The 15,947-nt window shown below is 73.4% G+C and carries 16 protein-coding genes; 8 read left to right on the top strand and 8 right to left on the bottom strand.

What is annotated here, in order from left to right:
* Positions 1-116: 116 nt before the first annotated feature.
* Positions 117-878 carry a LamG domain-containing protein gene (locus ACZ4K2_RS20660; RefSeq protein ID WP_467475359.1) on the bottom strand — a complete coding sequence of 254 codons (762 nt, stop codon included), beginning with the start codon at positions 876-878 and terminating at the stop codon, positions 117-119.
* 136 nt (positions 879-1,014) lie between these two features.
* Here ACZ4K2_RS20660 and ACZ4K2_RS20655 point away from each other — a divergent pair, with 136 nt between their 5' ends.
* Positions 1,015-1,902 (top strand): oxygenase MpaB family protein, encoded by an 888-nt coding sequence (locus ACZ4K2_RS20655; protein ID WP_467475357.1) that lies wholly within the window; start codon positions 1,015-1,017, stop codon positions 1,900-1,902.
* 20 nt (positions 1,903-1,922) lie between these two features.
* Here ACZ4K2_RS20655 and ACZ4K2_RS20650 read toward each other — a convergent pair whose 3' ends face one another.
* Both ACZ4K2_RS20650 and ACZ4K2_RS20645 read right to left on the bottom strand, forming a co-directional pair.
* On the bottom strand, positions 1,923-2,372 hold the full coding sequence (locus ACZ4K2_RS20650; protein WP_467475355.1) for an ATP-binding protein: 450 nt from the start codon (positions 2,370-2,372) through the stop codon (positions 1,923-1,925).
* Positions 2,373-2,495: 123 nt separating this feature from the next.
* Positions 2,496-3,713, bottom strand: a complete 1,218-nt coding sequence (locus ACZ4K2_RS20645; RefSeq protein ID WP_467475353.1) for a phospholipase D-like domain-containing protein — start codon at positions 3,711-3,713, stop codon at positions 2,496-2,498.
* A gap of 193 nt (positions 3,714-3,906) precedes the next feature.
* On the opposite strand from ACZ4K2_RS20645, the gene ACZ4K2_RS20640 reads away from it, so the two are divergent.
* The 5 genes from ACZ4K2_RS20640 to ACZ4K2_RS20620 all read left to right on the top strand — a co-directional run bounded on the left by ACZ4K2_RS20640 (position 3,907) and on the right by ACZ4K2_RS20620 (position 10,235).
* Positions 3,907-4,779 carry an MEDS domain-containing protein gene (locus tag ACZ4K2_RS20640; protein ID WP_467475352.1) on the top strand — a complete coding sequence of 291 codons (873 nt, stop codon included), beginning with the start codon at positions 3,907-3,909 and terminating at the stop codon, positions 4,777-4,779.
* Positions 4,776-5,729, top strand: coding sequence for an anti-sigma factor RsbA family regulatory protein (locus ACZ4K2_RS20635; RefSeq protein WP_467475350.1), 954 nt, complete (start codon positions 4,776-4,778; stop codon positions 5,727-5,729). Before ACZ4K2_RS20640 ends, ACZ4K2_RS20635 begins: the two co-directional genes overlap by 4 nt.
* 182 nt (positions 5,730-5,911) lie before the next feature.
* Positions 5,912-7,495 carry an FMN-binding glutamate synthase family protein gene (locus ACZ4K2_RS20630; RefSeq protein ID WP_467475348.1) on the top strand — a complete coding sequence of 528 codons (1,584 nt, stop codon included), beginning with the start codon at positions 5,912-5,914 and terminating at the stop codon, positions 7,493-7,495.
* A 17-nt stretch (positions 7,496-7,512) separates the two neighbouring features.
* Positions 7,513-9,276 (top strand): thiamine pyrophosphate-dependent enzyme, encoded by a 1,764-nt coding sequence (locus tag ACZ4K2_RS20625; RefSeq protein WP_467475346.1) that lies wholly within the window; start codon positions 7,513-7,515, stop codon positions 9,274-9,276.
* Positions 9,277-9,392: 116 nt separating this feature from the next.
* Complete coding sequence (locus ACZ4K2_RS20620; protein ID WP_467475344.1) at positions 9,393-10,235, top strand: RNA polymerase sigma factor SigF; 843 nt, start codon at positions 9,393-9,395, stop codon at positions 10,233-10,235.
* A gap of 98 nt (positions 10,236-10,333) precedes the next feature.
* On the opposite strand, the gene ACZ4K2_RS20615 is transcribed toward ACZ4K2_RS20620, so the two are convergent.
* Both ACZ4K2_RS20615 and ACZ4K2_RS20610 read right to left on the bottom strand, forming a co-directional pair.
* Positions 10,334-10,765 carry a response regulator gene (locus tag ACZ4K2_RS20615; protein WP_467475342.1) on the bottom strand — a complete coding sequence of 144 codons (432 nt, stop codon included), beginning with the start codon at positions 10,763-10,765 and terminating at the stop codon, positions 10,334-10,336.
* 3 nt (positions 10,766-10,768) lie between these two features.
* Positions 10,769-11,134 (bottom strand): hypothetical protein, encoded by a 366-nt coding sequence (locus ACZ4K2_RS20610; protein WP_467475340.1) that lies wholly within the window; start codon positions 11,132-11,134, stop codon positions 10,769-10,771.
* A gap of 131 nt (positions 11,135-11,265) precedes the next feature.
* Between ACZ4K2_RS20610 and ACZ4K2_RS20605 the strand changes: the two genes are divergently transcribed.
* Positions 11,266-12,843, top strand: coding sequence for a sensor histidine kinase (locus ACZ4K2_RS20605; RefSeq protein ID WP_467475630.1), 1,578 nt, complete (start codon positions 11,266-11,268; stop codon positions 12,841-12,843).
* Entirely contained in the window at positions 12,840-14,057 is a 1,218-nt protein-coding gene (locus ACZ4K2_RS20600) for a PP2C family protein-serine/threonine phosphatase (RefSeq protein WP_467475338.1), read from the top strand. Before ACZ4K2_RS20605 ends, ACZ4K2_RS20600 begins: the two co-directional genes overlap by 4 nt.
* Before the next feature lie 30 nt (positions 14,058-14,087).
* Here the strand turns inward: ACZ4K2_RS20600 and ACZ4K2_RS20595 are convergent, their stop codons facing one another.
* The 3 genes from ACZ4K2_RS20595 to ACZ4K2_RS20585 all read right to left on the bottom strand — a co-directional run bounded on the left by ACZ4K2_RS20595 (position 14,088) and on the right by ACZ4K2_RS20585 (position 15,908).
* The gene (locus ACZ4K2_RS20595; RefSeq protein WP_467475336.1) at positions 14,088-14,261 is read right to left on the bottom strand and encodes a hypothetical protein; all 174 of its coding nucleotides are present in this window, start codon (positions 14,259-14,261) and stop codon (positions 14,088-14,090) included.
* Between the two features lie 35 nt (positions 14,262-14,296).
* Positions 14,297-14,653, bottom strand: coding sequence for a PRC-barrel domain-containing protein (locus ACZ4K2_RS20590; RefSeq protein WP_467475334.1), 357 nt, complete (start codon positions 14,651-14,653; stop codon positions 14,297-14,299).
* Between the two features lie 67 nt (positions 14,654-14,720).
* A complete protein-coding gene (locus ACZ4K2_RS20585; protein WP_467475332.1) occupies positions 14,721-15,908 on the bottom strand; it encodes a spore photoproduct lyase family protein in 1,188 nt (395 codons plus the stop codon).
* Positions 15,909-15,947 lie beyond the last annotated feature (39 nt).

Genomic DNA, 15,947 nt, shown 5'->3' with positions numbered 1-15,947 from the left:
GGGAGCAAGTCGCCGAGGCGCGCGGCATCGTCCCGATCGTGCGCGTGCGGAACCTGTACGACCACGTCCACCGCCACGACGCGTCTCGCGGCGGGCCGCGAGACCGCGCCACCGCATCAGGCGATCGACGCACCACTCGACCGGTGCGGTTCCCCGTCGTCGTCCGGGGACGCCGCGCCGCCCGCGCACGGCCGGCGGACGACCAGGCTGCTCACCTCGAAGCTCATCTCGGTCGTGCCGCGGGACGGCCGCGGGTGGTAGCGCCCGGCGGAGACGGAGAGGTTCACGATCAGGTAGGCGTGCCAGGAGCGGCCCACGCCCCGCCCGTCCGCGAAGACCCGCGTGCCGTTGAGCCACCACACCACAGAGCGGGGCCCGAACTCGGTGCGCAGGTCCACCCAGGCGCCCGGCCGGACGTCGTCGGAGCGCAGGTACCGGTTGGCGCCGTGCACGTGGTTGGTGAACTCCAGGAGGTCCTCGTTGTCCGGGTGGTACTCGAAGACGTCGATCTCCTGGCCGCCGTCGCGCCAGGTCCAGACGGCCGGCCACGCGCCGATCTCCCGGGGCAGCCGCACCCGGGTCTCCAGCACGTCCCCGGCGCGGACGGTGAAGCCCTCCTCGCTGCCCTCCGTGGTCAGCAGCCCGGTGTCCCACCTGCCGTCCGCGCGGCGGGTGGCCCGGAAGGTGCCCGACCGGCTGTAGTCGGCGTCGCGGACCAGATGGTCCAGTTTGTCGTCGCCCGGGTTGACCGGGCCGCCCCCGGGATAGGCCCACGAGCGGCCGGCGACCCACTGCGCCTCGGAGCCGAAGTCGGCGGTGAACACCAGGTCGGACGGCGGCGGGTCGCGGGGGGCGGGCAGCGGGACGCGTTCGTTCATGCCGGATGTCTCACCGGCGGCGGCCCGGTCATGCGCGGGGGCCCGTCCGGGGCGGCGAGATTGCTCCGTACGGGTGAACGGTGCCGCTCCACGGGCCCGTGCCGGACACTGGACGGGGGGAGAACGGGAGACGGCGATGCGCACCGACGTCCGCGGACACCTGGGCACGGCACTGTTCCGCCGGGTGGCGGGCCCCGACGGGCCCGCCACCCGCGCGCGCATCCACCGGACACCGGGCCCGCGCTGGTTCGCCCCCGACCGCCCGATCCGGACGGTCCACGGCGACGCCTCGATGTTCATCGGCGGGATCAGCGCCCTGCTGCTGCAGTCCCTGCACCCGCTCGCCATGGCGGCCGTCGCGGCCCACTCCGGCTACCGGGGCGACCCGTGGGGCCGGCTCCAGCGCACCAGCACCTTCCTGGCGGTCACCACCTACGGGACCGCCGGGGACGCCCGGCGCGCGGTCGACCACGTCCGCGGCGTCCACGACCGGATCCGCGGCACCACCGCCGAGGGGCTCGCCTACCACGCCGCGGACCCGCACCTGCTCGGCTGGGTGCACGCGGCCGAGACGGAGTGCTTCCTGCGCGCCCACGAGTGCTACGGGGCCCGCCCCGAGGACGCCGCCGGTTACGACGCCTACGTCGCCGACACCGCCCGGATCGCCGAGGCGCTGGGCGTGCCCGACCCACCGCGGGACCGCCGCGCCCTGTCCGCGCGGCTCGCCGCCTACCGGCCGGAGCTGCGGGCCACCCGGGACAGCCGGGCCGCCGCGCGCTTCCTCCTGCTGCGGCCGCCACTGCCCCTCGTGGCGCGGCCGTTCTACGCCGGTCTCGCCGCCGGTGCCGTGGTACTGCTCCCGCCGTGGGCGCGGGACATGCTCGGGCTGCCCCGGCTCCCCGTCGTCGAGGACATCGCCGTACCCCCCGTGGGACACGCGCTGACCAGGACCATCCGCTGGGCCCTGCCGCCGCCCCCGCCACCGTGCGCGGACCGGGCGGATCACGCGGACCGGGCGGATTGAGCGCCCGGGGCGCTCGTGCGTCAGGGGGCGGTGCGGCGCAGGCCGAGTTCGGCCACGACGTGCTTGCCCCGGTCGAGCAGGACCGTGTGGAACCGGTCGCAGAGCCGGTCGATCAGGTGCAGGCCGTGCCCCCCGACGCGGTGCGGGTCGCGGGGCAGCGGCTCGGGCCGGGCCGGGGAGTCATCGCGGACGGTGATCCGCAGCAGTGCGGGATCCGCCGTCACTTCGAGGAGGAGCCCGCCCGGTCCGGGGGCGTGCCGCAGTGCGTTGGTGACGAGTTCGCTGACGATGAGCTGGGCGTCCTGGCTGGGCCGGCGGTCGGGCGGGTGGCCGGCCTGTGCGAGCAGGGTCCGTACCGCGTGCCGGGCATCGCCGATGGATGTCCCGTGCGCGTCCCATACGGCGCCGTAGCGCCAGGCCGCGGTCCGGCCCTGCCCATCCGTCGCCTGATTCCTAAGCGGGATGACCATGAGCTTCCTGTGGATCCGGTGCGTCGTTGTCAGATACAGATTGTCGCTGTCGGACCTCCTCCTTTTACCCGGGGTACCCCTTGTTATGGATGAGGAGGATCACGGCCTCCGTGAGGCGTGCGCTCACAGGAAGCGCCGGATCGGGGTGACGGCGGTCTCCTTGACGCGCTGGGCGAGTGCCCGCCGTCTCCAGCGCGCCGGGTCGATGGCGACACTGCGCTCCAGGTCGGCCTCGTAGTCGCGGTCGAGCTCGGCGGTGAACGCCTCGTCCAGGACGGCGAGCATGACCTCCTCGTCGTGGTCCATGGACCGGCGGTTGAAGTTGGTCGACCCGATGAGGGAGGCGACCGAGTCCACCGTGATGATCTTGGCGTGCATCATCGTCGGCTGGAACTGGCGGATGTGCACCCCCGCCGCCAGCAGACGCGCGTAGTGGTGCTGGCCGGCGAGCTGGCAGGCGCGCTGGTCGGTGTGCGGGCCGGGGAGCAGGATCTCCACGCGCACCCCGCGCCGGGCGGTCCGGCACAGCAGGTCGATGAAGTAGGCGTCGGGAGCGAAGTAGGCGGTGGCGAGGCGGAACCTCTCCTCCGCGGAGGCGAGCATCACGCGGATCAGGGTCTGCATGTCCTGCCAGCCGATGCTCGCGGAACCGCGGACGACCTGCACCACCGCAGACCCCGGCTGCGGGTGCTCGGTGAACCGGTCGCGGTCGTCGAACAGCTCGTCGTGGCACTCGGCCCAGTTCTGCGCGAACGCGGCCGCGATGCCGTCCACGGCCGGGCCGCGCACCTGGACGTGCGTGTCGCGCCACTCCCCGGGGCCGCCCGCGTTGCCGCACCATTCCTCCGCGATGCCGACGCCACCGGTGAACGCGGTGTGCTCGTCGACGACGAGGGCCTTGCGGTGGCAGCGGTGGTTCTGCTTGAACGGCGACAGCCAGACGGGCTTGCGGAACCACGCCACCTGCACCCCGGAGTCGTCCATCAGGTCCAGCAGGTCCCGTTCGATCTCCTTGGCCCCGAAGCCGTCGAGCAGCAGCCGCACGCGGACCCCGGCCGCGGCGCGGTCGGCCAGGGCGGTGGCGAAGTCCCGGGCGATCTGACCGCGCCAGTACACGAACGTCATCATGTCGATCGTGTGCCGGGCCGAGCGGATCGCCGCGAGCATCGCGGGGAAGATCTCGTCGCCGTTGCGCAGCGGAACCAGTTCGTTCCCCTCGGTGGCGGCCACGCCGATCAGCCGCTCCAGGCGGCGGCGCAGGCGCTGTTTGCGGGCCGCCGGGTCCGCCGGGCCCGTCGCGGTATCGCGCGCGAGAGGTGTGGGTATGCCGTTGAGGACCACGCCGGATCTCCCCTGACCGTGAGGATGTGTCGCGGGCTGCTCGGTGAGCCCGCACAAGCGGATGCCCGGCGGGCACCGCGGCATGCCCCGAGTCCGGTCCTGGGCTCGCCTGACCCTGCGCTACCCTGGCGTTTCCGTGTGATGTACCGGATCCGGGACGGTCCGGGCATGCCGGAAGGGGCGGGGAGGTTCGATGGACGGCACGTCCGTGTGCGCGGGCGCTGAGGCCGCGGCGGACCGGCACGCCGCCGTCGTGTTCTCCACCGACGCCGAATGGGCCGGGCACCTCGTCGCCTTCGTCCGGGAGGGACTCACTCGCGGTGAGCAGGTGCAGTACTTCGCGGACACGACCGATCCCGGCCTGGTCGGCGGCACGCTCGACGCCGCCGGCGTCGACGTGGCATCCGCCGTACGGCGCGGTCGGCTCGTGCTGACCACCGCCGCCAGGACGTACCTGGCCGGCGACCGGTTCGACCCGGACACGATGATCGGGCTGTGGCACGAGGCCGCACGGTCGGCCGAGGCCCGGGGGCACCGGGGACTGCGGGCGATCGGGGAGATGTCCTGGGCGGCCCGGGACGTGGCCGGGGCCGACCGGCTGTTGGAGTACGAACTGCGCATGCACCATGAAGTCTTCGAGCGGCTGCCGCTGCGCGCCCGGTGCTTCTACGACCGGCGCCTGCTCCCCGGCGGGCACCTGGAAATGCTCGCCGGGGCGCACCCCGCCCGGCCGGGAGCCCCGGACGTCGGGGGCGGGCCGGGCTTGACGGTCGCCCCGCTGTCCGCTCCGCCCGGTTTCCGGCTGTCCGGATCCTCCGGTTTCGAGAACCGCCGCGTCACCGCCTCCGCCGCGGCCGCGCTGGCGGCCTGTCCCGCGGACCCCGTCACCCTCGACCTGTCCGGCCTGCGCCACCTCGACATCGCGGCCCTGGCCGACCTCGCCCGCGCCGCCCTGCGGCGCCCCGCCGGCGGGCGCGTGCGGCTGCTCGGCGCCCCACCGGGAGTCCGCCGCATGCTGGAGGTCTTCCCCGAGCTGGGCCGCCCCCTGGAGGTGAGCGTGCCGTGACGACCCACGCACAGCCCGCGGCCGAGCCGGCCCGGGACACGGCCTTCCTGCACGCCGCCCTGCTGCACACCTCGGCGGAGGACTACCTGAAGGGCGTCGGCGACTTCGTCCGCGAGGACGCCGACCGGGGCCGCCCGCTGCTGGTCGCGGTGCCCGAGGAACGCCTCGGCCCGCTCCGGGACGTCCTCGGCGCCGTCTTCGAGGACATCACCTGGGTCGACCTGCGGCAGGCGGGACGCAACCCGGGCCGGATCCTCTCCGTGCTCCAGGACTTCGCCGACCGGCACACCGACCGCCGCCCGGTGATCGTGAACGAGCCGATCTGGGTGGGACGCACCTTGGCCGAGGAGCGCGAGGCCACCCGGCACGAGGCGCTCGTCAACGTGGCCTTCGCCGGCCGGGACGCGACCGTGCTGTGCCCCTACGACACCGCCCTGCCCGCGGGGACCCTGGCACGGGCCCACCGCACGCACCCCGTGATCGGCCGGCCCGGCGACCGCGGGCCCAGCCCGCACTACGCGGACCCGCTTACGGTCTGCCGCGACTGCGACACACCGCTGCCCGACCCGGTGGAACCGGTCGTCGTGCACTTCGCCGAGCGCAGCCTCGGCAGCGTGCGCGACGCCGCGACCGCGTGGGCCGAGGCGGCGGGCCTGGCACCGCGGCGCCGCACCGACTGGCTGCTGGCGATCAACGAGGCCACCTGCAACTCGGTACGGCACGGCGGCGGACGGGGCACGCTGCGGATGTGGCGCACCCCCGGCGCCCTGGTCGCCGAGACACGGGACCGCGGACGGCTCTCCGACCCGCTGGTCGGCCGCCGCCGCCCCGATCCGCTCTCCCCGGCCGGCGGCCGGGGCGTGTGGATGATGCACCAGCTCTGCGACCTCGTGGAGACCCGGGCGGAGGCGACCGGGCTGACCGTACGCCTGCACATGACCCTGGACTGACCGCCGCGGCGACGGCCTTCCGGCCCCGCCGCACACCCCGCGGCGGTACGCCGATCGCGGCCCGCTCCGGGCCGGGCGCCGCCCGCGTCCGGCACCCGTCCGCGGGCGCCGCCGTGCCGTCCTTGGTGGCGTTTTGACGCGAGGGCAGGACTGGGACGCGGTCGCGGGGCAAGGAGCGTGGGGTGACACGCATCGCTCTCGTCGTCCTGACCCTGCTCGCCGGCGCGGCGGCGGCCGCCGCCGCGGTGGGCGCCTCGGCCGCCTGGTGGTTCGCCGCCGTACCGCTCGTGCTCCTCGGCCTGCTGGGCGCGTGGGACCTGCTCCAGCGCCGGCACTCGGTGCTGCGCAACTACCCCGTCCTCGGGCACGCGCGGTTCCTGCTGGAAGGCATCCGCCCCGAGCTCCAGCAGTACTTCGTCGAGCGGAACTTCGACGGCCGGCCCTTCGACCGGGACGTCCGCGACATCGTCTACGAGCGGGCGAAGGGCACCGACGCCGAGCAGCCCTACGGCACCGAACGGGACGTCTACCAGCCGGGCTACGAGTTCCTGGTCCCGTCGATGAAACCGTGCCCGGTGCCCGACACGCCCCCGCGGGTCCGGATCGGCGGCCCCGACTGCCGCCGCCCCTACGACATGGCGCTGCTGAACGTGTCCGCCATGAGCTTCGGTTCGCTGTCGGCCAACGCCGTCCTCGCCCTCAACGGGGGCGCCGCCGCCGGGGGGTTCGCCCACGACACCGGCGAGGGCGGCCTGTCGGAGTACCACCTGCGGCCGGGCGGCGACCTGATCTGGGAGATCGGCACCGGATACTTCGGCTGCCGCACCGAGGACGGCGACTTCGACCCCGGCGAGTTCGCCGAGAAGGCGGCGCACGACCACGTGAAGTGCGTGTCGCTGAAGCTGTCGCAGGGCGCCAAGCCGGGGATCGGCGGGGTCCTGCCGGGCGCGAAGGTCAACGCCGAGATAGCGCGCGTACGGGACGTGCCCGAGGGGCGGACGGTGATCTCGCCGCCGTACCACCGGGTCTTCTCCACCCCGCGCGAACTCGTCCGCTTCATCGCGCACATGAGGGACCTGTCGGGCGGCAAGCCGACCGGATTCAAACTCTGCGTGGGTTCCCGCCGGCAGTTCCTCGCCGTCTGCAAGGCCATGCTGGAGGAGGGCACCGCTCCCGACTTCATCGTCGTCGACGGAGCCGAGGGCGGAACCGGCGCCGCGCCCCTGGAGTTCGCCGACCACGTCGGCGCCCCGCTCACCGAGGGCCTGATCACCGTGCACAACGCCCTCGTCGGCACGGGCCTGCGCGACCGGATCAGGATCGGGGCGAGCGGCAAGATCGCCACCGGTACCGATCTGGTGAAACGCATGGTGCAGGGCGCCGACTACGGCAACGCGGCCCGGGCGATGATGTTCGCCGTCGGCTGCATCCAGGCCCAGCGGTGCCACACCAACACCTGCCCCACCGGTGTCACCACCCAGGACCCCCGGCGCGCCCGCGCCCTGGACGTGCGCGACAAGGCACCCCGCGTGCGGCGCTTCCAGGAGGCGACCGTGGCCAGCGCGCTCCAGCTCATGGCGTCCATGGGCGTCACCGACCCCGCCGAACTGCGCCCCCACATGCTGCGGCGGCGCATCGACCCCAGCACCGAACGCTCCTACGACGAGCTCTACCAGTGGCTGGAACCCGGGCGGCTGCTCGCCGAGCCGCCCGCCGACTGGGCGGCCGACTGGACGGCCGCCGACCCTGACCGTTTCACCGTGTGACCCCCAGGAGGACTCAAGTGGCCCGTACCGTTGCCCGCGTCATCGTGGACGCCCTGAGCGAACTCGGCGTGAGCCAGGTGTTCGGCGTCGTGGGAGACGCGCTCAATCCCCTCACGGACGCCATCCGCGACACCGAGGACGTGGAGTGGGTGGGGTGCCGGCACGAGGAGGCGGCGGCGTTCGCCGCGAGCGCCCAGTCGCAGCTCACGGGCACCCTCGGCGTGTGCATGGGCACGGTCGGGCCCGGCTCCGTCCACCTGCTCAACGGCCTGTACGACGCGGCGAAGAGCCACGCCCCGGTGCTGGCGATCGCCGGCCAGGTGCCGCTCGCCGAACTCGGCAGCGACTACTTCCAGGAAGTCGACAACGACGCCCTCTTCAGCGACGTGGCCGTCTTCCGCGCCACCGTCACCTCTCCCGACCAGCTCCCGCAGATGCTGGAGACCGCGGTGCGCAACGCGCTGGGCCGCAAGGGCGTGGCCGTGCTGACCGTGCCGGGCGACCTGGGGGAGCGCGAGCTGACCGCGGACCGGCCCGCCCGGTTCTCCCTGAACGCCCCGCTGAGCCGGCCGGACGAGCCGGCCGTGCGCCGGGCCGCCGAACTCCTCGACCAGGCCGAGCGGGTCACCCTGCTCGTGGGCCGGGGAGCCCGGGACGCCCGCGAGGACGTGCTGGCCCTGGCCGACCGGCTGGCCGCCCCCATGGTCCTCACGCTCAAGGCCAAGGAGGGCTTCGAGGGCGAGGCCAACCCCTTCCAGGTCGGCCAGACCGGCCTGATCGGCAACCCGGCCGCCGCCTCGGCCCTCCAGGACGCGGACACCCTGCTGCTCCTGGGGACCGACTTCCCCTACCGGGACTGGTATCCGGAGGGCCGGACCGTCATCCAGGTGGACACCGAGCCCACCCACATCGGGCGGCGGGTGCCGGTCGAGGTCGGCCTGGTCGGCGACACCGGCGCGACCGTCCGCGACCTGCTCGCCCTCCTCGCCGCGCCGCCCGCGGGCACCGAGGGCGCACGGGACCGCGCCCACCTGGACAAGGCGCGCGACCGGTTCGCGCGCTGGCGCGAGGGACAGGCGCGGCTCGCGGACCCGGCCCACGACAAGGGGCTGATCGGCCGCATCCGCTCCTCGCTCGACAACCGCTCCCACGACATCCGCCCGGAGGCGCTGGCCGCCGCGGTGGACCGGCTCGCCGCCGACGACGCCGTCTTCACCTCCGACACGGGCATGGCGACGGTGTGGCTCTCCCGGTTCGTGGAGATGCGCGGCGAGCGGCGGCTGATCGGTTCCTACAACCTCGGTTCGATGGCCAACGCGATGCCGCAGGCCCTGGGCGCCCAGTGCCTGGACCGCGAGCGCCAGGTCGTGGCCTTCTGCGGGGACGGCGGGCTGAGCATGCTGCTCGGTGACCTGATGACCCTGAAGACGCAGCGGCTGCCCGTCAAGCTCGTCGTCTTCGACAACCGGCGCCTGGGCATGGTCAAGCTGGAACAGGAGCAGGCGGGCCTCCCGGAGTTCGGCACCGTCCTGGACAACCCGGACTTCGCCGCCGTCGCCACCGCCCTGGGGATCACCGGCATCCGGGTGACCGACCCGGCCGAGCTGGAGGAGGCGGTCGGCCGCGCCCTGGAGACCCCCGGGCCGGTGCTGCTCGACGTGCTCACCAACCCGGACGAGGTGGCGGTGCCGGCCAAGCCGACGGTCGAGCAGGGCTGGGGATTCGCGGTGGCCAAGGTCAAGGAGGTCGTCCGCAGCCAGGGCGACAGCGGCACCGACTGACCCGGCGCGGAAATTCCCGGACGCGCAGGCATGCACCGCGTGAGCCGGGGTAAGCGCGTGATCGTCGGGCAATGACCGGCGGGGACGAGGCCGATCGACTGGGAGGGCGCATCATCATGGCGACGACAACCGTGCAGGCTACCGGAGCAAGGGTGGACATGCCGGAGGTGGCGGACCCTTCCAAGGTGGCGCCGAAGGACGCGCGGGAGTTGTCCAGGCTCTTCTTCGACCAGCTCACGGTGCTGGAGGAGGGGACCCCCGAGTACCAGTACGCGCGCAACACGCTGATCGAGATGAACATGTCCCTGGTCCGCTACGCGGCCGGCCGGTTCCGCAGCCGCGGACCGGAGGAGATGGAGGACATCGTCCAGGTCGGCATGATCGGCCTCATCAAGGCCATCGACCGGTTCGAGCTGTCCCGCGAGGTGGAGTTCACCTCCTTCGCCGTCCCCTACATCGTCGGCGAGATCAAGCGGTTCTTCCGTGACACCTCCTGGGCCGTGCACGTGCCGCGCCGCCTCCAGGAGGCCCGCGTCCAGCTCGCCCGCGCCAACGAGGAACTGCGCAGCCGGCTGGGCCGTACCCCGACGACCAGGGAACTGTCCGAGCTGATGTCCCTCCCCGAGGGCGAGGTGGTCGAGGCCCAGCTCGCCTCCAACGGCTACCGCTCGGCCTCGCTGGACGCGGCGATCAGCGGCAGCGAGGACGGCGAGGCCGCGCTCCAGGACTTCATCGGCAACGAGGACGCGGCCCTGGAGCTGGTCGAGGACTTCCACGCGCTGGCACCGCTGATCGCCGCGCTCGACGAGCGCGAGCGCAAGATCATCCACTGGCGCTTCGTGGAGGAGATGACCCAGGCGCAGATCGGCGAGCGCCTCGGGGTCTCCCAGATGCACGTCTCGCGGCTGATCACGCGGCTCCTGGCCCGGCTGCGCGAGGGCATGCTCAGCACCAGGTGATCCACGCGGCACGGCGAACGGCCGCGCCCCGCTCCCGGTACGGCTCCGCCCCGTGCGTCCCGCCCCTTTCGGCGGGACGCACGGGGCGCTCGGTCGTTCTACTCCTTCGGGGGCTTGACGGCGACGTCGAGGTAGAAGGCGTCGATGCTGTGGACCGCGGCCTCGAACTCCTCCAGGTTCACCGGCTTGGTGACATAGGCGTTCGCGTGGTGGTGGTACGCCCCGGTCACGTCGTCCGGCGCGGCGGACGTCGTCAGCACGACCACCGGGATGGTCCGCAGATCGGCGTCCTCCTTCACCACGGCCAGGAACTCGCGTCCGTTCATGCGCGGCATGTTGAGGTCGAGCACGATCAGGTCGGGGCGGTCGTTGCCCGGGTCGCGCAGGTACTCCAGGGCCTCGACACCGTCGGAGACCTGCGTGAGGTTACGCGCGCCCCGTTCGGTGAGGGCGTCCTGGATGAGCATCGCGTCGGCGACGTCGTCCTCGACCAGCAGCACATCGTAGGGGCGGGTTGCGGCGGCAGCCATGATTCACGAGCTCCGGGGGTTCGGACGGTGGTTCGGGCGGGTGGTGCTGCTGGTGACGAGCCCGGGCCAGCGGCGCCGGGCGCCTTGCCGGCTCATGCTCGTCGCCTGGCCGATCTCGGGGTAGCCGGCACCGCCGGCGGCCGCGGCACGGGCCGACTGGTCCTCCAGGTGGCGGAGGGCTTCCTTGACGCCGGTGAGCACGCGCAGCCGCAGCAGGGCCTGCCGGCCGGCGTGGTCGAGCGCGTCGCGACAGTCCGGCGGCGACGGCGGGGCCTCGGGTGCCAGACGCCGGGTGAGCTCGTCCACCACCTGGGTCACCAGCGCGATCGTCTCTCCGGACGGCAGGGGAGGCGAGACCGAACCAGGCATGGCATCAGAGTACGGCGTCGATCTCCCGGGGGACAACATGTGTTGTCCGGCCGCGGGTAGAGTGTGCTTGCCGTACGGCAACTGTGGACGACGACCGTGGCCAGACCGTCGAGGGAGACATGCACACCGCGATGAAGACCGAGCCGGACGGGGCCGAGGGCGCGTGGGCCGACTGGACGACTCGGCGCTGGCTGCGGGCTGGGGTCGCCACCACCCTGGCCGTCCTGGCGGTCCTGGGCGCCCTCGGCGGCTGGGCCATGTGGCGCACCTCCGAGGTCACCGCCGATCTGGTCGACCGGCGCTCGCCCGCCCTGATCAACGCGATGCGGGTGGAGCAGGCCCTGGTCAACCAGGAGACCGGCGTCCGCGGGTACGGCATCTCCGGACGCTCGGACTTCCTCCAGCCGTACGCGCAGGGCGTCGCCGCCGAGCGGACCGCCCTGGCCAGGCTGCGCCCGCTGGTGCGCGGCGACGCCCGCTCCGACGCGGACCTGGCCGAGGTCGAGCGGCTGGCCGGCGCCTGGCAGCAGCGCGTGGCCCGGCCCGTCTCGGCGGCGTCCGCCGAGGACGCGGTGCGGGTCGCCACCGAACGCGCGGCGGAGGGAAAGACCGCGTTCGACGCGCTGCGCCGCGCCCTGGCCCGCCAGCAGGCCCACCTCCAGGAGGAGCGTGAAACGGCCACGCACGACCTGCGCCAGGCGGAGACCCTGCGGAACTGGGTGTTCGCCGTCATCGCCGTGGTCATCGTCTCGGTGGCGGCGCTCGTCTTCGAAGGGCTGCGCCGGGGCGTCACCGGCCCGCTCGGCCGGCTGGGCGCGGCCGCCCGCGAGGTCGCGCAAGGCCGCTTCGACCGCACCATCACCGGCAGCGGCCCCGCCGACCTGCGCCTGATCGCCTCGGACGTGGACTCCATGCGCCTCAGGCTGGTGCGGGAACTCGAGTTCACCGAGGGCGCGCGCAGACTGCTGGACGAGCAGGCGCAGGACCTCCAGCGCTCCAACACGGAGCTGGAGCAGTTCGCCTACGTCGCCTCGCACGACCTCCAGGAACCGCTGCGCAAGGTGTCCAGCTTCACCCAGCTCCTGCAACGCCGCTACGGGGGCCGGCTGGACGACAAGGCCGACCAGTACATCGCCTTCGCCGTCGACGGCGCCAACCGCATGCAGACCCTCATCAACGACCTGCTGGCCTTCTCCCGGGTCGGCCGGATCCACAACGACCAGCGGACCGTCGACCTGGAAGCGGTACTGCGCCGGGCCCTGGACGACCTCAGCGTGGCCGTCGAGGAGACCGGCGCCGAGATCACCCACGACCCGCTGCCGACCGTCGTCGGCGACATGACGCAGCTCGGCATGCTGTGGCAGAACCTGCTGTCCAACGCGATCAAGTTCCGCAGCCCCGACCGGCCGCCGCGCATCCGTATCGACGCCGTGCGCGAGGGGGACACCTGGGAGTTCACGGTCGCCGACAACGGCATCGGCATCGCGCCGGAGTTCCACGACAAGGTCTTCGCCATCTTCCAGCGGCTGCACACCAAGGACGCCTACCCCGGCACCGGCATCGGCCTGGCCATGTGCAAGAAGGTCGTGGAGTTCCACGGCGGGACCATCGCCATCGACCCCGAGTACCAGACGGGTACCCGAGTGGTGTTCACCCTGCCGGCCCTCGACGACGGGCCGGAGCCCCCCGCGAAGGAGACGCAGCCGTGACCGGCCTGCCCGGGCGCTCCGAGGACGAGTTCCGCATCCTCCTGGTGGAGGACGACGACGGGGACGCCCTCCTCGTCGAGGAACTCCTCCTCGACACCGGCCTGCCGCACACCCTCGCGCGCTGCCGCTCGGCCGCGGAGGCGCGCACGGCGCTGGCGTCGGCGCCCCTGGACTGCGTACTGCTGGACCTGCACCTGCCCGACGCGTCCGGCGTGGAGACGGTGCAGGCCATCCAGGCGGACACCCACGCCGCCATCATCGTCCTGACCGGGCTCGACGAACCCCGCGCCGGAGTCGACGCCCTCGCCGCCGGCGCCCAGGACTACCTCGTCAAGGGCAAGGTCGATCCCGACCTGATCCAGCGCGCCGTCCGCTACGCCGTCCAGCGCAAGCAGGCCGAGCGGGCCAACGCCGCCCTCCAGATCGGGCGGCTGCGCGCCGAGGAGAACGCGCGCCTGGAGCGCGGCCTGCTGCCCGAACCGCTCCTGACGGCGACGTCCGTCACCGCCTCCAGCCGCTACTTCCCCGGACGGGCGCAGGCCCTGCTCGGCGGCGACTTCCTGGACGTCGTGCAGACCGACGACGGGCAGGTGCACGCGGTGATCGGCGACGTCAGCGGGCACGGCCCCGACGCGGCCGCGCTCGGTGTCTGCCTGCGCATCGCCTGGCGCGCCCTGACCCTCGGCGGCCACCGCGACCAGCGGCTGCTGCGCCTGCTGGAACAGATCCACATCGCCGAGCGCGCGGTCAGCGACCTGTTCACCACGTGCACCCTGATCACGCTGGACCCCCGCACCGCCACGCTCACCCTGCACCTGGCCGGGCACCACGCGCCGCTGCTCACCACCCCCGAGGGCACCCGGGAGGTCACCGCGGCGCACGGCATCGCCCTCGGCATCGCACCCGGACTGGGCAACTGGTCCGCCACCACGCTCGCCCTCCCGCCCCGCGGCGCACTCATCGCGTACACCGACGGGCTGATCGAGGGGTTCGCCGACAGCACCGGCGGCCGGCTCGGGGTCGACGGACTGCTGCGCATCATCGACACGATCGACACGCCCGATCCCGGCGCCCACCTGGACCAGCTCATCGCCCGGACCCGGACCCTCAACGCGGAGCGGCACACCGACGACCTCGCCGTGCTGCGCCTGGACTGGCACACCGGAGGCCCCGAGCCCGAGCGCACGGCGGGCACCTGGCGCACCGTCCCGTGACCGGAGGACGGGCCGCGCCGCCGCGGCGCGTCAGCGGACGACTCGGTGCTTCCCGCCGCCCCGGCGAAAGCGCAGCGCGCCGTGGACGAGAGCGGCGACGAAGACGACGGCGCCGATGACCAGCAGGTAGAACAGGCCGTGGACGGCGAATCCGATGATGCCGAGGACGACGGCGATCAGGATCAGCAACAGGAACACGGTCATCGGATTCCTCCCGGCTCTCCCATGGTCACGGCGGGTCAGCGCCGGCCCAGGCGCCGCTCGCCGCCCGCGCCGGGTGCGTACGGCAGCTCGTAGTGCGCGAAGACGCCCGGCTCCTCGGCCGCGGGCAGCTCGCCGTCCGTGTCGATCGACGGCGCCTTCTTGACCTGGTCCTTGGTATGGGCGACCTTCAGGTAGCCCGGGCCGACCGTCGCGCCGGCCAGCGGCACGAACACCAGCCGGCGCCGCGTCGGCAGACCGGTGGTCACCGTGGCGAAGGCGGGCTGGTCGGTGGCCGTGTCCACGTAGACCGACTCCAGTACGCCGATCTTGTGGCCGCTCTGGTCGACAACGTCATGACCCCGCCATTCGCGGATGTCGGATGCCTCGAACATGGGAACCTCCTGTGCAGGGGGTACCCACTGGCGGGCAGGAGATGTTGGGCGGCGGGGACCAAGCTCCTCAGAAGGCGTACCGGACGCGCAGCCAGGGCGCACGGGCCGCCACCAGCTCGCGCAGGGTCCGCACGGCCTCCGCCTTGACGTGGCCCGCATAGCGCACGTTCAGCGCGCCGTTCTGCGATCGCTTGGCCTGCTGGAGGGCGGGCCGCCACAGCACCTCCTCGGCCCGGGGGTGCCAGCCGAGGTTGACCTCGTGCAGTTCCCGGTTGTGGGTGAGCATGATCACTTCGGCGGCCGCCTGCCGTTTGACCCGGTCCGGGAGGACGTCGTCGAGGTGGCGGAGCAGCTCGCCCCAGGCGTCCTCCCAGCCGGGCCGCAGGACCACGGGGGAGAGGTTGAAGTGCACCTCGTAGCCCGCGTCCAGGAAGTCCGCCGCGGCGGCGATCCGGTCGTCCACCGGGGACGTCCGCAGGTCCAGCAGCCGCGAGTCCGCCGCGGGCATCAGCGAGAAGCGGATCCGGGTCCGGCCCCGCGGATCCAGGGCCAGCAGGTCGGGGTTGACGAACTTGGTGGCGAAGGACGCCTTGGCCGAGGGCCACCGGCGGAAGGACCGTACGAGGTCCGCGGTGTTGTCGCAGATCAGCGCGTCCACCGAGCAGTCGCCGTTCTCCCCGATGTCGTAGACCCAGCTGGACTCGTCGCACTGGTTGGGCTCCCGCTTGGGGCCGAGGCGGGCGATGTGCCGGGCGAGGTGGGCGATGATCGCGTCGATGTTGGTGAAGACCGTGACCGGGTTGGCGTACCCCTTGCGGCGCGGCACGTAGCAGTAGGCACAGGCCATCGCGCAGCCGTTGGAGGGGCCGGGGGCGATCCAGTCGGCGGAGCGGCCGTTGGGCCGGGTGGTCAGGGTCTTCTTCTCCCCGAGGACCAGTGTCTCGCCCTTCACGCGCACCCAGCGTTCGACGTTGCCCTCGTTGCCGTGCAGCCCCGGGATGCGCCAGTGGGAGGCGACCTCGATCACCTCGGCGCCGGGGAAGCGGGCGAGGACCTGGCGGCCGCGCGCGGAGGCGGCGGCGGCCGGTTCGGCGTAGACGGTCCGCACCGGCAGCAGGCGGCGGGCGGCGGGGGAGTCGCGGAAACCCGGGCGCTCCCGCGGCCCGGCGCCGTCGCCCGGTGCCGCGGCGTCGAGCGCGTCGAGACCGAACAGGGCGTCCGCTCCGTCGCCCGGTCCGGCGGACGGGTACCGCATGCGTGCTCCGCTCGGGGGATCGGGGGTGGGCCTCCCTCC

The sequence above is a fragment of the Streptomyces sp. NPDC025833 genome, assembly GCF_055558055.1.
The sequence above is the reverse complement of the archived record's forward strand: the minus strand, read 5'-3'. Positions and strand labels throughout refer to the sequence as shown.

Excerpts from the sequence above, each read along its gene's own strand:
- ACZ4K2_RS20660 (WP_467475359.1), bottom strand. The coding sequence starts at position 878 with ATGAACGAACGCGTCCCGCTGCCCGCCCCCCGCGACCCGCCGCCGTCC.
- ACZ4K2_RS20655 (WP_467475357.1), top strand. The coding sequence starts at position 1,015 with ATGCGCACCGACGTCCGCGGACACCTGGGCACGGCACTGTTCCGCCGG.
- ACZ4K2_RS20650 (WP_467475355.1), bottom strand. The coding sequence starts at position 2,372 with ATGGTCATCCCGCTTAGGAATCAGGCGACGGATGGGCAGGGCCGGACC.
- ACZ4K2_RS20640 (WP_467475352.1), top strand. The coding sequence starts at position 3,907 with ATGGACGGCACGTCCGTGTGCGCGGGCGCTGAGGCCGCGGCGGACCGG.
- ACZ4K2_RS20620 (WP_467475344.1), top strand. The coding sequence starts at position 9,393 with ATGGCGACGACAACCGTGCAGGCTACCGGAGCAAGGGTGGACATGCCG.
- ACZ4K2_RS20615 (WP_467475342.1), bottom strand. The coding sequence starts at position 10,765 with ATGGCTGCCGCCGCAACCCGCCCCTACGATGTGCTGCTGGTCGAGGAC.
- ACZ4K2_RS20610 (WP_467475340.1), bottom strand. The coding sequence starts at position 11,134 with ATGCCTGGTTCGGTCTCGCCTCCCCTGCCGTCCGGAGAGACGATCGCG.
- ACZ4K2_RS20605 (WP_467475630.1), top strand. The coding sequence starts at position 11,266 with ATGAAGACCGAGCCGGACGGGGCCGAGGGCGCGTGGGCCGACTGGACG.
- ACZ4K2_RS20595 (WP_467475336.1), bottom strand. The coding sequence starts at position 14,261 with ATGACCGTGTTCCTGTTGCTGATCCTGATCGCCGTCGTCCTCGGCATC.
- ACZ4K2_RS20590 (WP_467475334.1), bottom strand. The coding sequence starts at position 14,653 with ATGTTCGAGGCATCCGACATCCGCGAATGGCGGGGTCATGACGTTGTC.
- ACZ4K2_RS20585 (WP_467475332.1), bottom strand. The coding sequence starts at position 15,908 with ATGCGGTACCCGTCCGCCGGACCGGGCGACGGAGCGGACGCCCTGTTC.